Source organism: Mycobacterium seoulense (assembly GCF_010731595.1).
In the GTDB taxonomy this organism is placed as follows: domain Bacteria; phylum Actinomycetota; class Actinomycetes; order Mycobacteriales; family Mycobacteriaceae; genus Mycobacterium; species Mycobacterium seoulense.
On sequence record NZ_AP022582.1, the window covers coordinates 3,342,713 to 3,362,800 of the forward strand.

The following is a 20,088-nucleotide window of genomic DNA, read 5'->3' on the forward strand; positions in this document are numbered from 1 at the left end:
CTAGCCCGCTACGGGTGCCGGGCCCCGGATCAGAGCCGCCACCAGGGATTCGATTTCACCGCAGCGGAGGGATCGATGCGTTGGCCGGGGGCGGGAACCGCCACCTCGACCCGTGCCGGCGCCGCGGCCGCGAGCAGACGTTCGACCGGCTCGGCCCACGGATGGGGGGCCAGCCGGAAGGTGCCCCAGTGGATCGGCACGAGCAGCCCCGCGTCGGTGAGGTCCAGATGCGCCCGGACCGCCTCCTCGGGGTTCATGTGGACGTCCGGCCACGCGGTGTTGTAGGCGCCGATGGGCAGCAGCGTCAGGTCGAACGGTCCGTGGTCGGCGCCGCTCTGCGCGAAGCTCTTGGTGTAGCCGGTGTCGCCGCCGAAATACGCGCGGTGGTTCGGGCCGATGAACGCCCACGACGCCCACAGTGTGGTGTTGCGGTCCAGGAATCGGCCCGAAAAGTGCCGGGCCGGAAGGCAAGTCACGATGAGCTCGTCGACCCGGCCGCTCTCATGCCAGTCGAGCTCGATGATGCGATGCTCCGGTATCCCCCAGGCGCGCAGGTGCGCGCCGACACCGAGCGGCACGAAGAACGGCGCCCGCTGCGTGCGGGCCAACGCGAGCACGGTGTCGATATCGAGGTGGTCGTAGTGGTCGTGGCTGATCACCACCGCGTCGACGGCGGGCAGCCCTTCCAGTTGCACCGGCGGCGGGTGGAGCCGCTGCGGCCCCACGATGTCCGACGGTGAACAGCGATTGCTCCACACCGGGTCGGTGAGCACCCGGTAACCGTCGATTTCCAGCAGCGCCGTGGAGTGGCCGAACCAGCTGACGGCGAGCCGGCGGGGATCGCCGTCGAAGAGCGCCGGCGCGGCCAACGGGATCGGCGCCGCCGGCCGGCTCACGCCACGGTTGCCGATCAGGTCCCACGCGACGAGCCGCATCTCCTCGCGATTCATCGCGATATCGGAGCCGGGGTCGAGGTTGACGAAGACGCCGTCGCGGCAGTTCGGTGATCCCTGCGTCACCGCCCTGATCGCGGCGGGGTGGGCGCCGAGCGCCGCCGGTGCGCCGTGCAGCGCCCTCACCAGCCAGCTGCCGGCCGCCAGCGACGCCGTGCCGGCGGCCAGCCGCAGCGCCCCCCGCAGCATGGCTCTCAGGCCCCCTGGAACTTCGGCGGTCGCTTCTCGATGCGGGCGACCTGGGCTTCGATGACGTCCTGGCTGCCCCAGGCCTTGTCGAAGAGCTCCTTGTGCACGGGCCAGGGCTCCTCGATGGAACCGTCGTCGTTGAGCACCCGCTTCGCGTGCTGAATCGCCAGCGGCGCCAGGCCGGCGATCTCGGTCGCCCAGGCCTGCGCATCGGCGAGCGTGCCCGCTCGGTTGGCCAGCCCGGTCTGCAGCGCCACCTCGGCGGTCAGCTTCTCGGCGGCCAGCAGCATCGCGCGGGCCCGGCCGTGACCGACCAGCGACGCCAGCCGCCGAATGCTCCAGTTATCAAGCGCCAGGCCGTATTTCGCCGTCGGAAACTGGAAAAACGCCTCCGGCGCGACGACCCTTAGATCGCATTGCATGGCCAGCTGCAGCCCGGCGCCGATGGCGGGGCCGTTGATGGCGCCGATCACCGGTATCGGCGTGGCGTCCAAGACCTTGTGCAACTCGACGAGCCGGTCGGGATAGTCGGCGGCGAAGGCGTCGCCGCTGAGGTCGGCGCCGGCGCAGAACACGGTGCCCTGGCCGGTCAGGACGATCGCGCGGGTCGCCCCGTCGCCCGCCTTCAGCACGGCCTCCCGCAACTCCTCGACCAGCTGCGAATTCAGGGCGTTGCGGCGCTCGGGACGCTGCAACTCGATGGTCAGCACGGCTTCGGCCTGGGTAACACCGATCATGGCTGCCACCCTATATAGCCTCGTGTCGTGAGTCGTATTACGGCTGCTCAGCTGCGCGACGCGGTGCTGGACGAGGGCTCCTTCATCCGATGGGACAGCGAGCCGGTCGCCGTGCCGGTCGGCGAGGAATATTCCCGGGAGCTGGCCGCCGCGCGGGCGGCCACCGGCCTGGACGAATCGGTGCTGACCGGCGAGGGCCGCATCGTCGGGCGCCGGGTGGCGGTGGTGGTCTGCGAGTTCGGCTTCCTGGGCGGCTCGATCGGGGTGGCGGCCGCCGAACGGATCACCGCGGCGGTGCGGCGGGCGACCGCCGAGCGCCTGCCGCTGCTGGCCTCGCCGAGCTCCGGCGGCACCCGCATGCAGGAGGGCACGGTCGCCTTCCTGCAGATGGTGAAGATCGCCGCCGCCGTCCGGCTGCACACGCAGGCCCACCTGCCCTACCTCGTCTACCTGCGCAACCCGACGACCGGCGGGGTGTTCGCGTCATGGGGATCGCTGGGCCACGTGACGGTCGCCGAGCCGGACGCCCTCATCGGCTTCCTCGGGCCCCGGGTGTACCAGCTGCTCTACGGCGAACCCTTCCCCGAAGGAGTCCAGACGGCCGAGAACCTGCGGCGCCACGGCGTGCTCGACGACGTCGTTCCGCTCGAGGGGCTGCGGCGGATGCTCGACCGCGCGCTCACGGTCATCGCCGACCCGCCCGGGCCCCTGCCCCCGGCGGCCCCGCCCGAACCGGTACCCGACGTCCCGGCGTGGGACTCGGTGGTGGCGTCGCGACGCCCGGACCGGCCCGGTGTCGGGCTGTTGCTGCGCCACGGCACCACCGACCGGGTGCTGTTGTCGGGGACCGGGCACGGAGATGCGGCGACCACCCTGCTGGCGCTGGCCCGCTTCGCCGGCCAGCCCGCGGTGGTGCTCGGGCAGCAGCGGGTGACGGGCGGGATGGTGGGCCCCGCGTCGCTGCGCGAGGCCCGGCGGGGCATGGCGCTGGCGGCCGAGCTGCGGCTGCCCTTGGTGCTGGTGATCGACACCGCGGGCCCCGCGCTGTCGGCCGAGGCCGAACAGGGCGGGCTCGCCGGACAGATCGCCCGGTGCCTGGCCGAGCTGGTGACCCTGGACACCCCGACGGTCTCGGTGCTGCTCGGCCAGGGCAGCGGCGGGCCCGCGCTGGCGATGGTGCCCGCCGACCGGGTGCTGTGCGCGCTGCACGGGTGGCTGGCTCCGCTCCCGCCGGAAGGCGCGAGCGCGATCGTCTTCCGCGACACCGCGCACGCCGCCGAACTCGCTGCGACACAGGGCATCCGGTCGGCGGACCTGCTGGCGTCGGGCATCGTCGACGCCATCGTGCCGGAGCATCCCGACGCGGCCGACGAACCGGTCGAGTTCTGCCAGCGACTCTCGCGCGCCATCGCGGCCGAGGTGCACGGGCTGCGCGCGCTGCCCGCCGGCGAGCGGCTGGCCACCCGGTTGCAGCGCTACCGGCGCATCGGCGTGCCCTGAGCTCCACGCCGTAAAACGTGACCGCGGTTTATCTCTCGCGAGTCATCCCTGCGGCAGCCCGAGGTAGCGCTGAATGGTCGGGCCGAGCCAGTCGACGATCTCGTCGCGGGTCATCTCTACGACCGGAGGAAGACGTAACACGAAGCGGCACAACGCCATTCCCAGGATCTGCGTGGCAATGAGGCCGGCGCGCACACCGACTTCCGCCGCGGGCACGAGCGAGCTCACCAGCGGCCGGATCTGGTTCCCGAAAATCTCGTGCATCCGTTGTGCGGCTTCGCCGTTGGTGGCGCTGGACCGCAGCAGGATCACCAGCGCCTCGTCGCCCTCCCAGCGTTCGAGAAAGTGCCGCACCAGCGACCGTCCGACCTGCGTCGGGTCCGTCGCGGCGAAGTCGGGAAACCGGAGGTCGAACTCGGCCGCCGCGGCGAACAACTTGTCCTTGCTGCCGTAGTACCGCATGACCATCGCCGGGTCGATCCCCGCGTCCGCGGCGATGGCCCGGATCGTCGCCCCCTGGAACCCGACCGCGCCGAACCGCTCGCGGGCCGCCGCCAGGATCGCCGCCTTGGTTTCGTCCGATGATCGCCTCATGTCAACAATTGTAGGCCAACAACTGTTGACATAGTGCAAGCGGCGCGCCAGCATGGAGTTATGCCAACAAGCGTTGACTAACCCCTTAGAGAGGAGCCCGCCATGAAAGACACCGACGTCCTGGTGGTCGGCGCAGGCCCTACCGGCCTCACGCTCGCCGCCGCGCTGCTCGTCCGCGGGATTCGCGTGACTCTGGTCGACCAGGTGGCGGAAGGCGCCAACACCTCGCGCGCCGCCGCCGTCAACGCCCGCACCCTCGAGGTGCTCGGAGAGCTCGATGTGGCCCGGCGCATGGTCAAGGCGGGCCTGATCGCGCCGCGATTCACCATGCGGGAGGGCGAGCGCATCCTGTTCCCCGTCGACTTCAGCGAGCTCCCGACGGAGCATCCGTACACCCTGATGCTCTCCCAGGCCGACACGGAGCGCCTGCTGCTCGAGCGACTCCAGGAGCTGGGCGGTGACGTGGTGCGCCCCAAGGCGCTGCGCCACATCACCCAGGACGCCAGCGGTGTGACCGCCACGTTCGACGACAACGACACCGTCAGGGCCCGCTACGCCGTCGGGGCGGATGGCATGCACAGCACCGTTCGTGCCGAAGCCGGAATCGGCTTCGCCGGTGGGGAATTCGCCGAGTCCTTCACGCTCGCCGACGTGCGGGTGACCGGCGAGGCGCCCCGCGACGAGGTGATCCTGTTCTACGCCAAAGACGGACTGACGGTGCTGGCGCCGCTGCCCGGCGACCTCTTCCGCGTCGTCGCGCCGACCGCCGACGCGCCGCAGCTGCCGTCGGCGCAGTTCGTGCAGGCGCTGCTGGACACCCGGGGCTTCGGGCCGGGGCGGACGGTCGTCACCGAGCTGGTGTGGGGGTCGCGGTTCCACATCCATCACCGCGTCGCCGACAGCTACCGGGCGGGCCGATTGTTGCTGGCCGGCGACGCGGCCCATGTGCACAGCCCGGCCGGGGGCCAGGGCATGAACCTCGGGATCACCGACGCGGTGGCGCTGGCCGATGCGCTCGCCGAGGTCCTGCAGGGCGGCCCGGACGCCGCGCTGGACGCCTACAGCGCCACGCAGCGCCGACGCGCCGAGCGGGTGCTACAACTGACCGGACGGCTGACCCGGGTCGCGACGCTGCCGCGTCCGCTGCGCCCCCTGCGCAACACGGGAATGCGCCTGGCCGCCGAGGTTCCAGCGGTGCGACGGCAGCTGGCCGTGCGGTTGAGCGGGCTCGCAACGGAGCGATGAAAGCCGCGCGGCGCCAACGGAACCGCCGGGCCCGCTAACGCCCCTCGCCTGACACCGCGCCCCAGCGGACGCGAATAGCAAACCCCCGCAACATGTTTCGGTGCCGACCAGAGGACATCACCGGCCAGTCGCGGCGCAGCGTCGAAAACGTAACCTTTTGGGCACCGGCGGCCCGGCCACGGCGCCGCCGCGATCGGCAATCAGGCAAAATGGGCGGCATGGACACTGCTGGGACCTCACCCCGCGTCTTGGTCGTCGACGACGACTCCGACGTGCTCGCCTCGCTGGAACGCGGCCTGCGGCTGTCCGGATTCGAGGTGTCGACCGCGGTCGACGGCGCGGAAGCCTTGCGCAGCGCCACCGAGACCCGGCCGGATGCGATCGTGCTCGACATCAACATGCCCGTGCTGGACGGCGTCAGCGTCGTGACGGCGCTGCGGGCCATGGACAACGACGTCCCGGTCTGCGTGCTGTCCGCGCGCAGCTCGGTCGACGACCGGGTGGCCGGCCTCGAGGCCGGCGCCGACGACTACCTGGTCAAACCCTTTGTGTTGGCCGAGCTCGTCGCGCGGGTGAAGGCGCTGCTGCGCCGCCGCGGCGCGACCGCGACCTCCTCCTCGGAAACCATCACCGTGGGCCCGCTGGAGGTGGACATCCCCGGCCGGCGGGCCCGGGTCAACGGCGTCGACGTCGACCTGACCAAGCGGGAGTTCGACCTGCTGGCGGTGCTGGCCGAGCACAAGACCGCGGTGCTGTCCCGCGCGCAGCTCTTGGAGCTGGTGTGGGGCTACGACTTCGCCGCCGACACCAACGTCGTCGACGTGTTCATCGGGTACCTGCGCCGCAAGCTGGAGGCCAATGGCGGTCCCCGGCTGCTGCACACCGTCCGAGGAGTTGGGTTCGTACTGCGCATGCAGTAGCCAGTCGAGCGGCCATGAATGTTCTGTCCCGAATTTTGACGCGTACGCCCTCGCTACGGGCCCGGGTTGTGGTCGCGACGGTCATCGGCGCCGCAATTCCCGTGCTCATCGTCGGCGTCGTCGTCTGGGTGGGCATCACCAACGACCGCAAGGAGCGGCTGGACCGCCGGCTCGACGAGGCCGCGGGATTCGCGATCCCCTTCCTGCCGCGCGGTCTCGACGAGATTCCGCGCTCCCCCAACGACAACGACGCCATCATGACGATCCGCCGGGGCGACCTGGTCAAGTCGAACTCCGACGTGACGCTGCCCCAGCTGGGCGTCGACTACGCCGACGCCTATGTCAAAGGCGTGCGATACCGGGTGCGGACGGTGGAGATTCCCGCGCCAGAGCCCACGTCGCTGGCCGTCGGCGCGACGTACGACGCGACCCTCGCCGAGACCAACAACCTGCACCGCCGGGTGCTGCTGATCTGCAGCTTCGCCATCGTCGCGGCGGCGGTGTTCGCCTGGTTGTTGGCCGCTTTCGCCGTGCGGCCCTTCAAACAGCTCGCGCAGCAGACCCGGTCGATCGACGCCGGCGACGAGGCGCCGCGCGTGGAGGTACACGGCGCCACCGAGGCCGTCGAGATCGCCGAAGCCATGCGGGGCATGCTGCAGCGCATCTGGAACGAGCAGAACCGGACCAAGGAGGCGCTCGCTTCGGCCCGCGACTTCGCCGCCGTGTCCTCGCACGAGCTGCGCACGCCGTTGACCGCGATGCGCACCAACCTCGAGGTGCTGTCCACCCTGGACATGACCGACGACCAACGCAAAGAGGTGCTGAGCGACGTCATCCGCACCCAGTCGCGGATCGAGGCCACCCTGAGCGCCCTCGAGCGGCTGGCCCAGGGCGAACTGTCGACGTCCGACGATCACGTGCCGGTCGACATCACCGAGCTGCTCGACCGCGCCGCCCACGACGCGATGCGCATCTACCCCGACCTCGACGTGTCGCTGGTGCCGTCGCCGACGTGCATCATCGTCGGGTTACCGGCCGGGTTGCGCCTGGCGGTGGACAACGCGATCGCCAACGCCGTCAAGCACGGTGGTGCCACCCGCGTGCAGCTCTCGGCGGTCAGCTCGCGCGCCGGGGTGGAGATCGCCATCGACGACAACGGCAGCGGCGTGCCCGAGGACGAACGCGACGTGGTGTTCGAGCGGTTCTCCCGCGGGTCGACCGCCTCGCATTCGGGGTCGGGGTTGGGGCTGGCCTTGGTGGCCCAACAGGCCCACTTGCATCGCGGGACCGCTGCACTGGAAAGCAGTCCGCTGGGTGGCGCGCGACTGGTGCTGCGCCTCCCCGGACCGAGCTAGCGGCGGGTGCCGGGGCGACGGCGCCCAGGGCTTCGGCCGCCGCCGGGTCGGGCACACTGGAGCGATGGGCAACGGCAAGAAACCGACCGACAGCGACACCCTGGCACACATCCGCGACCTGGTCGCCGAGGAGAAAGCCCTGCGGGCGCAGCTACAACAGGGCGACATCTCCGAATCGGACGAGCATGATCGCCTGCGCCGGCTGGAGGTCGAGCTCGACCAGTGTTGGGACCTGCTGCGGCAACGGCGGGCGTTGCGCGAGACCGGCGGCGACCCGCGCGAGGCCGAGGTGCGCCCGCCCGACGAGGTCGAGGGTTACCTGAGCTGAGCCCCCAATCGGGAGACGTCGACGTCGTCGTCATCGGTGGCGGTCACAACGGCCTGGTCGCGGCGGCTTACCTGGCGCGGGCGGGCATGCGGGTGCGCTTGCTGGAGCGGCTGGGACACGTCGGCGGCGCCGCAATCTCGGCGCAGGCCTTCGAGGGTGTCGGGGTGCGGCTCTCGCGGTACTCCTATCTGGTCAGCTTGTTGCCGCCCCGCATCGTCGAGGACCTGGGCGCCGCCGTACGGCTGGCCCGACGCCGGTATTCCTCCTACACGCCCGACCCGGCCACCGAGGGCCGCCGCGGGCTGCTGATCGGGGCGGACGGTGCCACGTTCGCCGCGATCGGCGCCGGCCCCGATGAGCCGGCGTTCGCCGCCTTCTATCGACGCTGCCGGCTGGTGACCCAACGGCTGTGGCCGACGCTGCTGGAACCGCTGCGCACCCGCGAGCAGACCCGCCGGCACGTCCTGGGAAGCGGTGATCACCAGGCGGCGGCCGCGTGGCGCGCCCTGATCGACGAGCCGATCGGAAATGCCATCACCGCCGCCGTCGGCAACGACGTGGTGCGCGGGGTGATCGCGACCGACGCGCTGATCGGAACGTTCGCGCGCCTCGGCGACCCGTCGCTGATCCAAAATGTCTGCTTCCTGTATCACCTGCTCGGCGGCGGGACGGGCGACTGGGACGTTCCCGTCGGCGGGATGGGCGCGCTGACGGCGGCCCTCGCAGCGGCCGCCGCCGGTCACGGTGCCCAAATCAATACCGGCGCAGAGGTTTACGCCGTCGAGCCGGACGGCGTCGTGCGCTATCGCGCCGGCAACAAGGAGCACCTGCTCCGCGCCCGGTTCGTCCTCGCGGGTGTCACGCCGGCGGCACTGGCCGGCCTACTGGGCGAACGAACCGCGCCACCCGCTCAGGGCGCACAGGTCAAAGTGAACATGGTGCTGCGGCGCCTACCCCGGTTACGCGACGACAGCGTCACCCCCGAACAGGCCTTCGCCGGGACGTTTCACGTCAACGAGGCATGGACGCAACTGGATACCGCATATTCGCGGGCGGCCGCCGGCGAAGTGCCCACTCCCCTGCCGTGCGAGGCGTACTGCCATTCGCTGACCGACCCGAGCATCTTGTCGGCCGGACTGCGTGATGCGGGGGCGCACACGATGACCGTGTTCGGTTTGCACACGCCGCACTCGCTGTTCGACGGCAGCTACTCCGGCGCCCTGCGGGACCGGCTGTCCGATGCGGTGCTGGCGTCGCTGGATTCCGTTCTGGCCGAACCGATTCAGGACGTCTTGATGAGCGACGCCCACGGCCGGCCGTGCATCGAGACGACCACGACCCTGGACTTGCACCGCACACTGGGGATGACGGCGGGCAACATCTTCCACGGCGGCTTGTCGTGGCCCTTCGCCGAGGACGACGACCCGCTGGACACCCCGGCGCGGCAATGGGGGGTGGCCACCGCGCACGAGCGGATCATGCTGTGCGGCTCGGGCGCCCGCCGCGGCGGCGGGGTGTCGGGCATCGGCGGGCACAACGCCGCCATGGCGGTGCTGGCGTCGCTCGGTTAGCCAATCGGTGGCGACCCGCTTCGCCCGGCTGGCGCCGCGCTCGCGATCGCCACTAACCCGACGGTGGCGACCCGCTTCGCCCGGCTACGCCGCGCTCGCGATCGCCACTAACCCGACGGTGGCGACCCGCTTCGCCCGGCTACGCCGCGCTCGCGATCGCCACTAGCCCGACGGTGGCGACCCGCTTCGCCCGGCTACGCCGCGCTCGCGATCGCCACTACCGCGCGTCGATGGTCGTGTAGTCGCGTTCGGTGTAGCCGGTGTAGATCTGGCGCGGGCGGCCGATCTTGCTGTCACCCTCGTCGTGCATCTCCCGCCAGTGCGCGATCCAGCCCGGCAGCCGGCCCAGCGCGAACAGCACGGTGAACATCCGGACCGGGAAGCCGAGGGCCCGGTAGATCAACCCGGTGTAGAAGTCCACGTTGGGGTAGAGCTTGCGCTCGATGAAGTAGTCGTCGGTGAGCGCCGCCTCTTCGAGCTCCTTGGCGATCTCCAGCAGCGGGTCGCCGCCGAGCTTGGCCAGAATCTTGTCGGCCTGTTCCTTGACGATCCGTGCCCGCGGGTCGTAGTTCTTGTAGACGCGGTGGCCGAAGCCCATCAGCTTGACGCCCTCTTCGCGGTTCTTCACCTTGCGGACGAACTCGCTGACGTCATCGCCACTTTCGCGGATCTGCTCGAGCATCTCGAGCACCGCCTGGTTGGCGCCGCCGTGCAGCGGCCCCCAGAGCGCGTTGATGCCACCGGAGATCGAGGTGAACAGGTTGGCGCGCGACGACCCCACCAACCGGACCGTCGACGTCGAGCAGTTCTGCTCGTGGTCGGCGTGCAGGATGAGCAGCATGTCCAGCGCCCGCACCACCTCGGGGTCGGCCTGGTAGGGCTCGGCGGGCAGCCCGAACGTCATCCGGAGGAAGTTCTCCACCAGCGACTGCGAGTTGTCCGGATAGAGGAACGGCTGGCCGACGGACTTCTTGTAGGCGTACGCGGCGATGGTGGGCAACTTGGCCAGCAGGCGGATGGTCGACAGCTCGACCTGGGCGTTGTCCATCGGGTCGAGGGCGTCGGGATAGTAGGCACTCAACGCGTTCACCACGCTGGAGAGCACCGGCATGGGGTGCGCATTGCGCGGGAAGCCGTCGAAGAAGCGCTTCAGGTCCTCGTGCAGCATGGTGTGCAGCTGGATCCGCTTGGTGAACTCCGCGAGCTGGTCCTTGTCCGGCAGCTCGCCGTAGATCAGTAGGTAGCTCACCTCGATGAAGGTCGACTTCTCGGCAAGCTGCTCGATCGGGTAGCCGCGGTAGCGCAGAATGCCGGCGTCGCCGTCGATGTAGGTGATGGCGCTCTTGCAGGCGGCGGTGTTGACGAAGCCGTTGTCGAACGTGGTGTGCCCGGTCTTGGACAATAGCGAACCGAGCGCGATCCCGTCAGCGCCCTCGGTGGCGCGAACGATCTCCAGGTCGATCTCGCCCCCTGGGTACTTCAGAGTTGCGGTGTCGTCGGTGTCGGCCACGAGAACCCCTTTGCGCTCTGGCTGGTATGGCTGCCCTGACTAGGTGCTTATAGGTGAAGGTAGTCGTTGTTGCGTTCGCGTGCCTGCCCGGGGTCGGCTCCGTCGCGTCGCAGCGACCCGCGGGGTCGGCTAGGGCTGGAGCCGCTCGATCCGGCCGCCGGTGACCCGGATCCGGTTATGCAAGCGGTTCTCCCGGCCTTGCCAGAATTCGACCGACTCCGGAGCAAGGAGATAGCCGCCCCAACCCGGTGGCACCGGCACGCGCTCGCGGTCGGCGAAGCGCGCGGTCACCTCTGCGAGCTGGTCGAGCAACGCCGCGCGCGACGCGATCGGACGGGACTGGTGCGACGCCCACGCGCCCAGTTGAGAGCCGCGCGGCCGCTTGGACCAGTAGTCCTCGGTGGCCTCCGGCGTGACCTTGGTCACCGGACCGCGAAGGTGAACCTGCCGGCCCAGCTGATACCAGGGGAACGTCACCGACGCGTACGGCGTCGCCGCCAGCTCGGCGCCCTTGGCCGAGTCATAGTTGGTGAAAAATGTGATCCCGGACGCGTCCACGCTCTTGCACAACACCGTCCGGCTGGTCGGCCTGCCGTCGGCGACGGTGGCCAGCACCATGGCGTTGGGCTCGGCGACGCCGGCCCGCTCAGCGTCGTCGATCCAGTTGCGCAACAAGGCAACCCAACCGTCGTCGAGCCAATCGGTGTCGAGATCGGGACTGCCGTCCTTTTCCGCCGACCCGTATTCCACGCGCATGCGCTGTAGGCGTTCGGAGTCTGGTCCTGCCATCGCGCCAACGCTACCGGGGCTTGCTACCGGCCGGTAGCGTCGGCCCGAGAGTGGGGTGCGAGAATTTTCCTATGACTGTGGTCCCCGAAGACTTCGTCCCCGGCCTCGAAGGCGTCGTCGCCTTCACCACCGAGATCGCCGAACCGGATAAAGACGGCGGCGCGCTGCGCTACCGCGGCGTCGACATACAGGACCTGGTGGATCAGCAGGTCACCTTCGGTGACGTCTGGGGTCTGCTCGTCGACGGCAAGTTCGGCCACGGCCTGCCGCCGGCCGAGCCGTTCCCGCTCCCCATCCACACTGGCGACGTGCGGGTGGACGTGCAGGCGGGCCTGGCGATGCTGGCGCCGATCTGGGGGTACCGGCCCCTGCTCGACACCGACGACGCCACCGCCCGCGACCAGCTGGCCCGGGCCTCGGTGATGGCCCTGTCCTACGTGGCGCAGTCCGCCCGCGGCATTTACCAGCCCGCTGTCCCGCAGCGGGTGATCGACGAATGCGACACCGTCACAGCTCGTTTCATGACCCGCTGGCAGGGCGAGCCGGACCCGAGGCACGTCGAGGCGATCGACGCCTACTGGGTCTCGGCCGCCGAGCACGGGATGAACGCGTCCACGTTCACCGCGCGGGTGATCGCCTCGACCGGCGCCGACGTAGCCGCGGCGTTGTCCGGGGCGATCGGGGCGATGAGCGGGCCGCTGCACGGTGGAGCGCCTGCGCGGGTCCTGCCGATGATCGAAGAGGTCGAGCGCACCGGTGACGCCCGCGGTCTGGTCAAGAAGATCCTGGACAGCGGCGACAAGCTGATGGGCTTCGGGCACCGTGTCTACCGCGCAGAGGACCCGCGGGCGCGCGTGCTGCGCGCGACCGCCGAGCGGCTGGGGGCGCCGCGCCACGAGGTCGCGGTCGCGCTGGAGCAGGCCGCCCTGGCCGAGCTGCGCGAGCGCCGCCCGGACCGCGCCATCGAGACCAACGTCGAGTTCTGGGCGGCGGTGATCCTGGACTTCGCCCAAGTGCCGGCCAACATGATGCCGGCGATGTTCACCTGCGGGCGCACCGCGGGCTGGTGTGCGCACATCCTCGAGCAGAAGCGGCTCGGCAAGCTGGTGCGTCCGTCGGCGATCTATGTGGGACCGGGTCCGCGCAGCCCGGAGTCCGTCGAAGGTTGGGACCGCAGCCTCACCCACGCCTGAGGCGGCCCCAGTTGTCGGTGCCCGGCGATTAAATGATGTCGCCGCGATGAGTTTGTGTCGCGGGGGAAGTCATAACTCGCGAGCCTGCCCGTCCCGGGCGGGCCTGGGAGACCGACAGCAAGGAGAATCACAATGGCGATCACCGTCGAACCGGCCCTGTCCCCGCACCTTGTGGTGGATGACGCCGCCGCAGCGATCGACTTCTACGTCAAGGCGTTTGGCGCCGAGGAGCTGGGGCGCGTGCCGCGCCCAGACGGAAAGCTCGTCCACGCCGCGCTGCGCATCAACGGCTTTCTGGTCATGCTCAACGACGATTTCCCCGAGATGTGCGGCGGCAAGTCGATGACACCGACGTCACTCGGCGGCACCCCGGTGACGATTCACCTGACCGTCACCGACGTCGACGCCAAGTTCCAGCGCGCGCTGGACGCGGGCGCCACCGTGGTCGCCCCGTTGGACGATCAGTTCTGGGGCGACCGCTACGGTGTGGTCGCCGACCCGTTCGGCCACCACTGGTCGATGGGCCAGCCGGTCCGCGAGGTCGGCTACGACGAGATCCAGGCCGCGATGGCAGGGCAGGGCGCGGGTTAGCCGAGCAGCCGGTCCAGCAGCCCCCGCCGCGCCGGCGGTGCCGGCGCGGCGGCGGCAGCTGCGGCCAGCATGTCGGCGACCTGGGTGAATTTGCTCCTCGGCCGCCCGTCGGCGCCGCCGCGCGCGAGCTCGGCGGCGTCGATGGCCTGCCAGCCGCGGGCATCGACGGCGTCGGGCTGCCGGGCCCGCACCAGCTCGGCCAACGCGTCCGGTCCGGCCACCGGGTCGCTCAGCTCGCCGGCGTTGAAATCCGCTACCAGGGCGTGCACGGTCTGCAACGAACACGACTTGTTGGTGCCGATGAACCCGCTCGGCCCCCGCTTGATCCAGCCCGCGACGTAGGCACCTGACACCGGCACCCCTGAGTCGGGATCGACGACGCGGCCACCGTCGTTGGGGACGACGGCCGCCGAGTCGTCGAACGGCAGGTCGCGAATCGGCTTGCCGCGGTATCCAATTGACGTCAACACCAGGCCCGCGCTCAGTTGGCACAGCTCGTCGGTGCCGGTGCGGGTGAACTCCACGCCGGTGGCGCGGTGCTCACCCAGCACACGGTTGGGGGTGAGCTGATAGGCCAACCTGACTCGCGGGCGTCCACCGTGTCGGGCCGGTGCCGCATCGTCACCGAGTGTGCTCAGGATGTCCAGCTTGCGCTTGGTCAGGCTGTCCGTGACGGTCGCGAGATCGGCCGCGACCAGTTGGTGGTCGGCCGCGCTGAGCACGACGTCGGACGAGCCCGTGAGTCCGATCAGTTCGGGCAGCGTGAATGCCGACTGGGCGGGGCCGCGCCGCGCGGCGACCACCACTTCACGGACCGCGGAGGCTCGTATCGCCGCCAGGGCACGATCGGAGATGTCGGTGCGGGCCAGGTCGTCAGGATTGGCGGTGAGCACACGGGCCACATCCAGTGCGACGTTTCCGTTGCCGATGATCACCACCCGCTCTTGGCCGAGATCGACTGGGACATCGGCGAAGTCGGGATGGCCGTTGATCCACGCGACTAGTTCGGTAGCGGTTCCGGTGCCCGGCAGGCCCATGCCCTCGATCTCCAGGCGGCGGTCATCGGGGGTGCCGACGGCGTACACCACGGCGTGGTGGTGGGCCAGCAGATCGGCGTGACTGAGGTGGGTACCGACCTCGACGTTGAGGTAGAAGCGGAATCGGCGATCACCGGCGACCCGATCGAACAGCCGGGTGACCCGTTTGGTGTTCTGATGATCGGGAGCCACCCCTGCGCGCACCAGCCCGTAGGGAGTGGGCAGCTTCTCAAAGACGTTGACCCGCACTCGATCCTGGGTGAGCAGCTCGTCGGCGGCATACATCGCCGCCGGCCCGGATCCCACGATGGCCACGGTCAGCGGCCGACGGCCCGCCCGTACCTGCGCGGCCGGAATCACCGGGGCCAGCTTCGACGTCGGGGGCAACTTCTCACCGGCCGGCCGCGGCGGGTAGAAGGACGCGTTGATCTCGACGAACGGCAGCTGCTTGGTATCCAGCCGGGTGTCCGGCGCGATCGCGCCGACGGGGCAGGCGCTCACGCACGCACCGCAGTCCACGCAGGCAACCGGATCGATGTAGAGCATTTCCGAGGTGGCGAAGCCGGGCTCGTCGGGCGTGGGGTGAATGCAGTTCACCGGGCACGCGAAAACACAGGACCCGTCGTTACAGCACGACTGGGTAATAACGTGCGGCATAGGCGATTACCCGTGCGGTCCTAGGCGGCCGGCGCCGCGGCCAGGTGCTGGCGCTGCGGCTCGCTGCGGTAGCGCGACGGCTTGCCGTCGATTTTGCAGAGCCGCCACATGAGCCGCGCCGAGCGCGTCTCCATCAGGCCGGTGTCGTGGGCCAGCATCCGGACGTCGGCGAACATGTCGCTCAACCACTTTCGTGATTCCGGCGACCGGAAGAACAGCTCCTTCTTGACGTCACGCGGGATGTCGAACTCCTGCCAGAACGCCTTGGGTGGCACCACAATGGCCCGGCACAGCATCTTCATCGTCAGCGGCAGATACAGCGCCGTCCAGAACCTTTGCCGCTTGGTCAGCTGCGGCACCCGCCTACGCAGGAACTCGTGGGCAAACGAGATGTGTCGCGCCTCTTCGGCCACGTGAATGGCCATCACCCGCTCCATGATCGGGTGCAGCGACTTCCCTTCGCGGAGAATGTTTTTCTGTGTGTGGTCGATGGGTTCCTCGCCGGCGAGCACCCCGATGAAGAACGCCACCGGCAGCGGGCCGGCCACCAGTGGAACCAGCGGCGAGAGCCACTTGAGCGTCCGCGGCATGCCCGGCACGTCGGCGCCGACGCGGTTCACCATCTCCTGGAACATCATGGTGTGGTTGCACTCTTCGACCGATTCGTGCAGGCAGTACCGGTATTCCGGGGAGCCGTTCGGCACCCAGAACGTGTAGTTCATCAGCCCGCGGATCAGGATCGACTCGAAGTGCAGGCCGACCTTGGCGACGTTGGCCTGGCGCCACATCCCGATCTTGATCTTGCGTTCGTCGGGCTGTGCCAGGTACCAGGGGTGGCGCCCCAACGGGTCGGTCGCCGGCAAAATCCACCGCGGATCGTTCTGTGTGACAGCGAATTCCGGTGCGTCCCAGTCGATGTCGGTGTACGGGTTGAAGTTTCGCCGCACCGACCCCTCGGACAGTGTGGCAAGCGTGTTGACGTATTCGGTGTCGTCGCGCACTTCCATATTGCGGCGCCAGCGCCGAACCATGCGTGTCCTGGCCATATCCAAGCCTCCCCAGCGAGGTTTACATTTGGACGTGCTGTGTCCAGACAGTACCGCAGGTACCGGATATCTTCTAGACCCCCCGCGGACACTGTGTCCTGACCAGTGGTCAGGCTTGTGGTGTGCCCTGCCTCACAGTGCGTGAAACACCGCGGCGGCACGGCCAGGCGTTTTGCGCGGGTCACGGGCCCGCACCATCGGACCGCCGCGTCGCCGGTCACATCGGCTCACTACCCTGATGAGCATGGCTGACCAGCTCGAGGTTCCCGCTGACATCAAACCCCGCGACGGCCGCTTCGGATGCGGCCCTTCCAAGGTCCGGCCCGAACAGTTGCAGGCGCTGACGACCACCGCGGCCCCGCTGTTCGGCACGTCGCACCGGCAGGCGCCCGTCAAAAACCTGGTGGGCCGGGTCCGGGCGGGGCTGGCCGAGCTGTTCTCCGTGCCGGACGGTTACGAGGTCATCCTGGGCAACGGCGGCGCGACGGCGTTCTGGGACGCCGCGGCGTTCGGGTTGATCGAAAAGCGCTCGCTGCACCTGTCCTTCGGCGAGTTCAGCGCGAAGTTCGCCTCGGCCGTCGCCAACAACCCGTTCGTCGGCGACCCGATCGTCATCAAGGCGGAAGCCGGCGGCGCACCGGAGCCGCAGAGCGATCCCTCGGTCGATGTGATCGCCTGGGCGCACAACGAGACGTCGACCGGGGTGGCGGTGCCCATCCGGCGTCCGGCCGGCGCGGGCGACGCCCTGGTCGTCATCGACGCCACCTCCGGCGCGGGCGGACTGCCGGTGGAGATCACCGAGACCGATGCCTACTACTTCTCGCCGCAGAAGAACTTCGCCAGCGACGGCGGCCTGTGGTTCGCCATCATGAGCCCGGCCGCGCTGGCGCGAGTCGAGTCCATCGCCGCGTCGGGCCGCTGGGTTCCCGACTTCCTGTCGCTGCCGATCGCCGTCGACAACAGCCTGAAGAACCAGACGTACAACACCCCGGCGGTCGGCACGCTGGCGTTGATGGCCGAGCAGATCGACTGGATGCTGGGCAACGGCGGGCTGGAGTGGGCCGTCAAGCGCACGGCCGACTCGTCGCAGCGGCTGTACTCCTGGGCGCAGGAGCGGACCTACACCACGCCGTTCGTCGCCGATCCGGCCTTGCGTTCCCAGGTAGTCGGCACCATCGATTTCGTCGACGACGTCGACGCCGCGGCCGTTGCGAAGACTTTGCGGGCCAACGGCATCGTCGACGTCGAGCCGTACCGCAAACTCGGGCGCAACCAGCTGCGGGTCGGGATGTTCCCGGCGGTCGACCCCGACGACGTCAGCGCCCTGACGCAATGCGTCGACTGGGTGGTCGAGCGCCTGTAACCCCCTCGCAATCAGCACGCAACCGCCCAGCGTGTCAGCACAGGTTATCGGTGTTAGCTGCACTAGAGTGCGCACGTGACGGGTCCGTCGACCTGCACGGAGCCTGCGAGGAGAAGCCATGCGGGAACTCAAAATGGTTGGGGTCGATGCCGGCGGCAAACACGTCATCTGTGAGGCCGGCGATCCCGTCGAAACCTTCAAGCTCGCGGTCGACGATCAGCTGAAGGCCGTCGTGCGCGGCGAGATCGTGCCGCCTGAGCAACCGCCGCTCGACATCCAGGTCACCAACATGCTGAGCCCCAAAGAGATTCAGGCCAGGATCCGCGCCGGCGCGTCCGTGGAACAGGTGGCCGCGGCGTCGGGCTCCGACGTCTCGCGGGTCCGCCGCTTCGCGCACCCGGTGCTGCTGGAGCGCGCTCGCGCCGCGGAGTTGGCAACCGCGGCCCACCCGGTACTCGCCGACGGACCCGCGGTGCTCAGCCTGCTCGAAACCGTGAGCGCGGCCCTGGTGACGCGCGGCCTGGAACCCGACCGGCTCAGCTGGGATGCTTGGCGCAACGAAGACAGCCGCTGGACCGTGCAGCTCGCCTGGAAGGCCGGCCGGTCCGACAACATCGCGCACTTCTGCTTCGCCCCCGGCGCGCACGGCGGAACGGTCACGGCGATCGACGACGCGGCCAAGGAATTGGTCGACCCGAACTTCGACCGTCCGCTACGCCCGCTCGCGCGGGTCGCCCACGTCGACTTCGAGGAGCCGGTGAAGCCCGCTGCCGCCGCCGCTCCGCAAGAGGAGCCGGCGCCGCAGGAGCCGCCGGTGCACACCCGGCGCGGCAAGCCCGTGATCCCGGCTTGGGAAGACGTGCTGCTCGGGGTGCGCTCGGGCGGACAGCGCTAGGACGATGGTGGCGACCCGCCACGGCGCTACCGCGCAACCGTCATCGCGAGCAGCGTCAGCCACGCCCCCGCGACACCGATTCCCGCGCCCAGCAGGAACCAGCGCAGCACCGGCTTGTGCCGCCAACCCCACAGCGTCGGCGCCAGCCCGCCTGCCGCAACGATGTTGAGCCCGACCGCCAGCAGCGGATGCACCCGGATAAGCCCCAGACTGAGCACCACGATGGCGGCCCCGGTCACTGCGGCGACGAACCCGGCGACCGTCAAACCCGTTGCCCAGGGCGGGGAATCGTCGGTCACCCGCCGAGCCTAACCTGATTGCCGGGCCACTCCGCGGACCGCATGGTCGCCGAGCGGCCCCGTTCGTAGAACGCCAAAGCGGCCGCCGTGGCGACGTTCAGGGAGTCGGTTCCGCGCGACATCGGGATGCGCACCCGCACGTCGCTCATGCGCAGCGTCGCCGGCGTCAGCCCAGGCCCCTCGGCGCCCACGACCACCGCGACACGTTCGTCGCCAGCGGCCGCCATGGCTTCCGCCAGGGTGCAGGCATCGCCCTGCGGGGTCATCGCGAGAAGCCGGAATCCGTTCTCTTTCAACAGTTTCAGATCGGCGGGCCAGTCGCTCGCCCGGGCATACGGGACCAGCAAGGCGTGGCCCATGGAGACCCGGACGGCGCGACGGTACAGCGGGTCGGCGCAGCCGCTGCCGAACACCACAGCGTCGACACCCAGTCCGGCGGCGTTGCGGAAGACCGAGCCCAGGTTCTCGTGATCGTTGACGCCCTCGAGCACCGCGACGGTCCGGGCGCCTTCGACCAGTTCGGCGACGCTGGGCTCCGGCACGCGGCGGGCGGCCGCCAGCACACCACGATTGAGGTGAAAGCCCACCACGCGCGCCATCACGTCCGCGGAGGCCCGATAGAACGGCACGGGATTACCGGCCAGGTCGTCCGCGAGCTCGCCGAGCCGGCGATCGGTGCCCAGCAGGGCGTGCGGGGTGAACCGCGATGCGAGCATGCGCTGGACGACGAGCACCCCTTCGGCTATCACCAGGCCTTTGCCGGTCGGCAGATCGGGGCGGCGATCGACGCTGTTCAGGTCCCGGAAATCGTCGAGCCGGGGGTCGTCGGGATCGTCGACGTCCTGAACGTTCGGGCCAGCGGTTGCATCGCTCACGGGCTTTCGTCGACCAGGGCCAGCATCAGGTCGGCCGCGTTGCGCAGAGTGTCACGCTGTTCGCTGTCCAGCGTCGCCAGCCGTTTGGCCAACCATTCCTGACGAGCCCGCCGCGTCGCCTTGACGAGCTCGGCGCCGGACTGCGACACCGAGACCAGCACCTGCCGGCCGTCGACGGGATGCGGGGCGCGGTCCACCAGGCCCATGTCGGCCAGTGACGCGATCACCCGGGTCATCGACGGCGGCCTGACCCGTTCGCGGATCGCCAGCGCGCCGGGCGTCATCGGACCCTCGTTGGCAAGCATCGCCAGCGCCGACAGCTGGGACAGCGACACCGGCGATGACGGGTTCCGGAACCGGAGTTGGCGGGCCAGCCGCATGACCGCCAGCGACAGGTCGCTCGCCAGCCGCGCATCGCTGTCAGGCATGGCGCGAGGTTAC

Annotated in this window: 20 protein-coding genes; 10 read left to right on the forward strand and 10 right to left on the reverse strand. The window is 69.8% G+C overall.

Features of this window, described 5'->3' with window-relative positions; all coding sequences use genetic code 11:
- Positions 1–29: 29 nt before the first annotated feature.
- The gene (locus tag G6N37_RS15280; protein WP_163681544.1) at positions 30–1,142 is read right to left on the reverse strand and encodes an MBL fold metallo-hydrolase; all 1,113 of its coding nucleotides are present in this window, start codon (positions 1,140–1,142) and stop codon (positions 30–32) included.
- A 5-nt stretch (positions 1,143–1,147) separates the two neighbouring features.
- Positions 1,148–1,879, reverse strand: coding sequence for an enoyl-CoA hydratase (locus G6N37_RS15285; protein ID WP_163681547.1), 732 nt, complete (start codon positions 1,877–1,879; stop codon positions 1,148–1,150).
- A 27-nt stretch (positions 1,880–1,906) separates the two neighbouring features.
- Between G6N37_RS15285 and G6N37_RS15290 the strand changes: the two genes are divergently transcribed.
- Entirely contained in the window at positions 1,907–3,379 is a 1,473-nt protein-coding gene (locus G6N37_RS15290; RefSeq protein WP_163681549.1) for an acetyl-coenzyme A carboxylase carboxyl transferase subunits beta/alpha, read from the forward strand.
- A gap of 42 nt (positions 3,380–3,421) precedes the next feature.
- Here G6N37_RS15290 and G6N37_RS15295 read toward each other — a convergent pair whose 3' ends face one another.
- Positions 3,422–3,973, reverse strand: coding sequence for a TetR/AcrR family transcriptional regulator (locus tag G6N37_RS15295; protein ID WP_163681551.1), 552 nt, complete (start codon positions 3,971–3,973; stop codon positions 3,422–3,424).
- A 102-nt stretch (positions 3,974–4,075) separates the two neighbouring features.
- Here G6N37_RS15295 and G6N37_RS15300 point away from each other — a divergent pair, with 102 nt between their 5' ends.
- The 5 genes from G6N37_RS15300 to G6N37_RS15320 all read left to right on the forward strand — a co-directional run bounded on the left by G6N37_RS15300 (position 4,076) and on the right by G6N37_RS15320 (position 9,392).
- The gene (locus G6N37_RS15300) at positions 4,076–5,218 is read left to right on the forward strand and encodes an FAD-dependent oxidoreductase (protein WP_163681553.1); all 1,143 of its coding nucleotides are present in this window, start codon (positions 4,076–4,078) and stop codon (positions 5,216–5,218) included.
- Between the two features lie 209 nt (positions 5,219–5,427).
- A complete protein-coding gene (gene prrA / locus G6N37_RS15305) occupies positions 5,428–6,138 on the forward strand; it encodes a two-component system response regulator PrrA (RefSeq protein WP_090418020.1) in 711 nt (236 codons plus the stop codon).
- 14 nt (positions 6,139–6,152) lie between these two features.
- Positions 6,153–7,493, forward strand: a complete 1,341-nt coding sequence (locus G6N37_RS15310; protein ID WP_163681555.1) for a HAMP domain-containing sensor histidine kinase — start codon at positions 6,153–6,155, stop codon at positions 7,491–7,493.
- 64 nt (positions 7,494–7,557) lie between these two features.
- Complete coding sequence (locus G6N37_RS15315) at positions 7,558–7,821, forward strand: DUF2630 family protein (protein WP_083167449.1); 264 nt, start codon at positions 7,558–7,560, stop codon at positions 7,819–7,821.
- On the forward strand, positions 7,818–9,392 hold the full coding sequence (locus G6N37_RS15320) for a phytoene desaturase family protein (RefSeq protein ID WP_163685080.1): 1,575 nt from the start codon (positions 7,818–7,820) through the stop codon (positions 9,390–9,392). Before G6N37_RS15315 ends, G6N37_RS15320 begins: the two co-directional genes overlap by 4 nt.
- Positions 9,393–9,609: 217 nt before the next feature.
- Here the strand turns inward: G6N37_RS15320 and G6N37_RS15330 are convergent, their stop codons facing one another.
- On the reverse strand, positions 9,610–10,902 hold the full coding sequence (locus tag G6N37_RS15330) for a citrate synthase (RefSeq protein WP_163681564.1): 1,293 nt from the start codon (positions 10,900–10,902) through the stop codon (positions 9,610–9,612).
- A gap of 129 nt (positions 10,903–11,031) precedes the next feature.
- Positions 11,032–11,691, reverse strand: a complete 660-nt coding sequence (gene pdxH, locus G6N37_RS15335) for a pyridoxamine 5'-phosphate oxidase (RefSeq protein WP_163681566.1) — start codon at positions 11,689–11,691, stop codon at positions 11,032–11,034.
- 71 nt (positions 11,692–11,762) lie between these two features.
- Here pdxH and G6N37_RS15340 point away from each other — a divergent pair, with 71 nt between their 5' ends.
- The gene (locus G6N37_RS15340; RefSeq protein ID WP_163681568.1) at positions 11,763–12,884 is read left to right on the forward strand and encodes a citrate synthase 2; all 1,122 of its coding nucleotides are present in this window, start codon (positions 11,763–11,765) and stop codon (positions 12,882–12,884) included.
- 132 nt (positions 12,885–13,016) lie between these two features.
- Positions 13,017–13,475, forward strand: coding sequence for a VOC family protein (locus G6N37_RS15345; RefSeq protein ID WP_163681571.1), 459 nt, complete (start codon positions 13,017–13,019; stop codon positions 13,473–13,475).
- On the opposite strand, the gene G6N37_RS15350 is transcribed toward G6N37_RS15345, so the two are convergent.
- Entirely contained in the window at positions 13,472–15,169 is a 1,698-nt protein-coding gene (locus G6N37_RS15350; RefSeq protein ID WP_163681573.1) for a 4Fe-4S binding protein, read from the reverse strand. The two genes, G6N37_RS15345 and G6N37_RS15350, sit on opposite strands and share 4 nt — an antisense overlap.
- 20 nt (positions 15,170–15,189) lie before the next feature.
- Positions 15,190–16,215, reverse strand: coding sequence for an AurF N-oxygenase family protein (locus G6N37_RS15355; protein ID WP_163681575.1), 1,026 nt, complete (start codon positions 16,213–16,215; stop codon positions 15,190–15,192).
- A gap of 244 nt (positions 16,216–16,459) precedes the next feature.
- Here G6N37_RS15355 and serC point away from each other — a divergent pair, with 244 nt between their 5' ends.
- The gene (serC, locus tag G6N37_RS15360) at positions 16,460–17,578 is read left to right on the forward strand and encodes a phosphoserine transaminase (RefSeq protein WP_163681577.1); all 1,119 of its coding nucleotides are present in this window, start codon (positions 16,460–16,462) and stop codon (positions 17,576–17,578) included.
- A 118-nt stretch (positions 17,579–17,696) separates the two neighbouring features.
- A complete protein-coding gene (sepH, locus tag G6N37_RS15365) occupies positions 17,697–18,473 on the forward strand; it encodes a septation protein SepH (RefSeq protein ID WP_163681579.1) in 777 nt (258 codons plus the stop codon).
- A 26-nt stretch (positions 18,474–18,499) separates the two neighbouring features.
- On the opposite strand, the gene G6N37_RS15370 is transcribed toward sepH, so the two are convergent.
- From G6N37_RS15370 to G6N37_RS15380, 3 genes are read right to left on the reverse strand one after another with little or no spacing between them, the layout of a single operon-like run.
- Complete coding sequence (locus G6N37_RS15370) at positions 18,500–18,772, reverse strand: DUF2537 domain-containing protein (RefSeq protein WP_163681580.1); 273 nt, start codon at positions 18,770–18,772, stop codon at positions 18,500–18,502.
- Entirely contained in the window at positions 18,769–19,647 is an 879-nt protein-coding gene (locus G6N37_RS15375; RefSeq protein ID WP_163681582.1) for a TrmH family RNA methyltransferase, read from the reverse strand. Before G6N37_RS15375 ends, G6N37_RS15370 begins: the two co-directional genes overlap by 4 nt.
- Positions 19,644–20,075 carry an Rv0880 family HTH-type transcriptional regulator gene (locus G6N37_RS15380; protein WP_163681585.1) on the reverse strand — a complete coding sequence of 144 codons (432 nt, stop codon included), beginning with the start codon at positions 20,073–20,075 and terminating at the stop codon, positions 19,644–19,646. Before G6N37_RS15380 ends, G6N37_RS15375 begins: the two co-directional genes overlap by 4 nt.
- Positions 20,076–20,088 lie beyond the last annotated feature (13 nt).

Coding starts and splice junctions, on each gene's coding strand:
- G6N37_RS15280 (WP_163681544.1), bottom strand. CDS start 1,142: ATGCTGCGGGGGGCGCTGCGGCTGGCCGCCGGCACGGCGTCGCTGGCG.
- G6N37_RS15285 (WP_163681547.1), bottom strand. CDS start 1,879: ATGATCGGTGTTACCCAGGCCGAAGCCGTGCTGACCATCGAGTTGCAG.
- G6N37_RS15295 (WP_163681551.1), bottom strand. CDS start 3,973: ATGAGGCGATCATCGGACGAAACCAAGGCGGCGATCCTGGCGGCGGCC.
- G6N37_RS15300 (WP_163681553.1), top strand. CDS start 4,076: ATGAAAGACACCGACGTCCTGGTGGTCGGCGCAGGCCCTACCGGCCTC.
- prrA (WP_090418020.1), top strand. CDS start 5,428: ATGGGCGGCATGGACACTGCTGGGACCTCACCCCGCGTCTTGGTCGTC.
- G6N37_RS15310 (WP_163681555.1), top strand. CDS start 6,153: ATGAATGTTCTGTCCCGAATTTTGACGCGTACGCCCTCGCTACGGGCC.
- G6N37_RS15315 (WP_083167449.1), top strand. CDS start 7,558: ATGGGCAACGGCAAGAAACCGACCGACAGCGACACCCTGGCACACATC.
- pdxH (WP_163681566.1), bottom strand. CDS start 11,691: ATGGCAGGACCAGACTCCGAACGCCTACAGCGCATGCGCGTGGAATAC.
- G6N37_RS15340 (WP_163681568.1), top strand. CDS start 11,763: ATGACTGTGGTCCCCGAAGACTTCGTCCCCGGCCTCGAAGGCGTCGTC.
- G6N37_RS15345 (WP_163681571.1), top strand. CDS start 13,017: ATGGCGATCACCGTCGAACCGGCCCTGTCCCCGCACCTTGTGGTGGAT.
- G6N37_RS15350 (WP_163681573.1), bottom strand. CDS start 15,169: ATGCCGCACGTTATTACCCAGTCGTGCTGTAACGACGGGTCCTGTGTT.
- G6N37_RS15355 (WP_163681575.1), bottom strand. CDS start 16,215: ATGGCCAGGACACGCATGGTTCGGCGCTGGCGCCGCAATATGGAAGTG.
- serC (WP_163681577.1), top strand. CDS start 16,460: ATGGCTGACCAGCTCGAGGTTCCCGCTGACATCAAACCCCGCGACGGC.
- sepH (WP_163681579.1), top strand. CDS start 17,697: ATGCGGGAACTCAAAATGGTTGGGGTCGATGCCGGCGGCAAACACGTC.
- G6N37_RS15380 (WP_163681585.1), bottom strand. CDS start 20,075: ATGCCTGACAGCGATGCGCGGCTGGCGAGCGACCTGTCGCTGGCGGTC.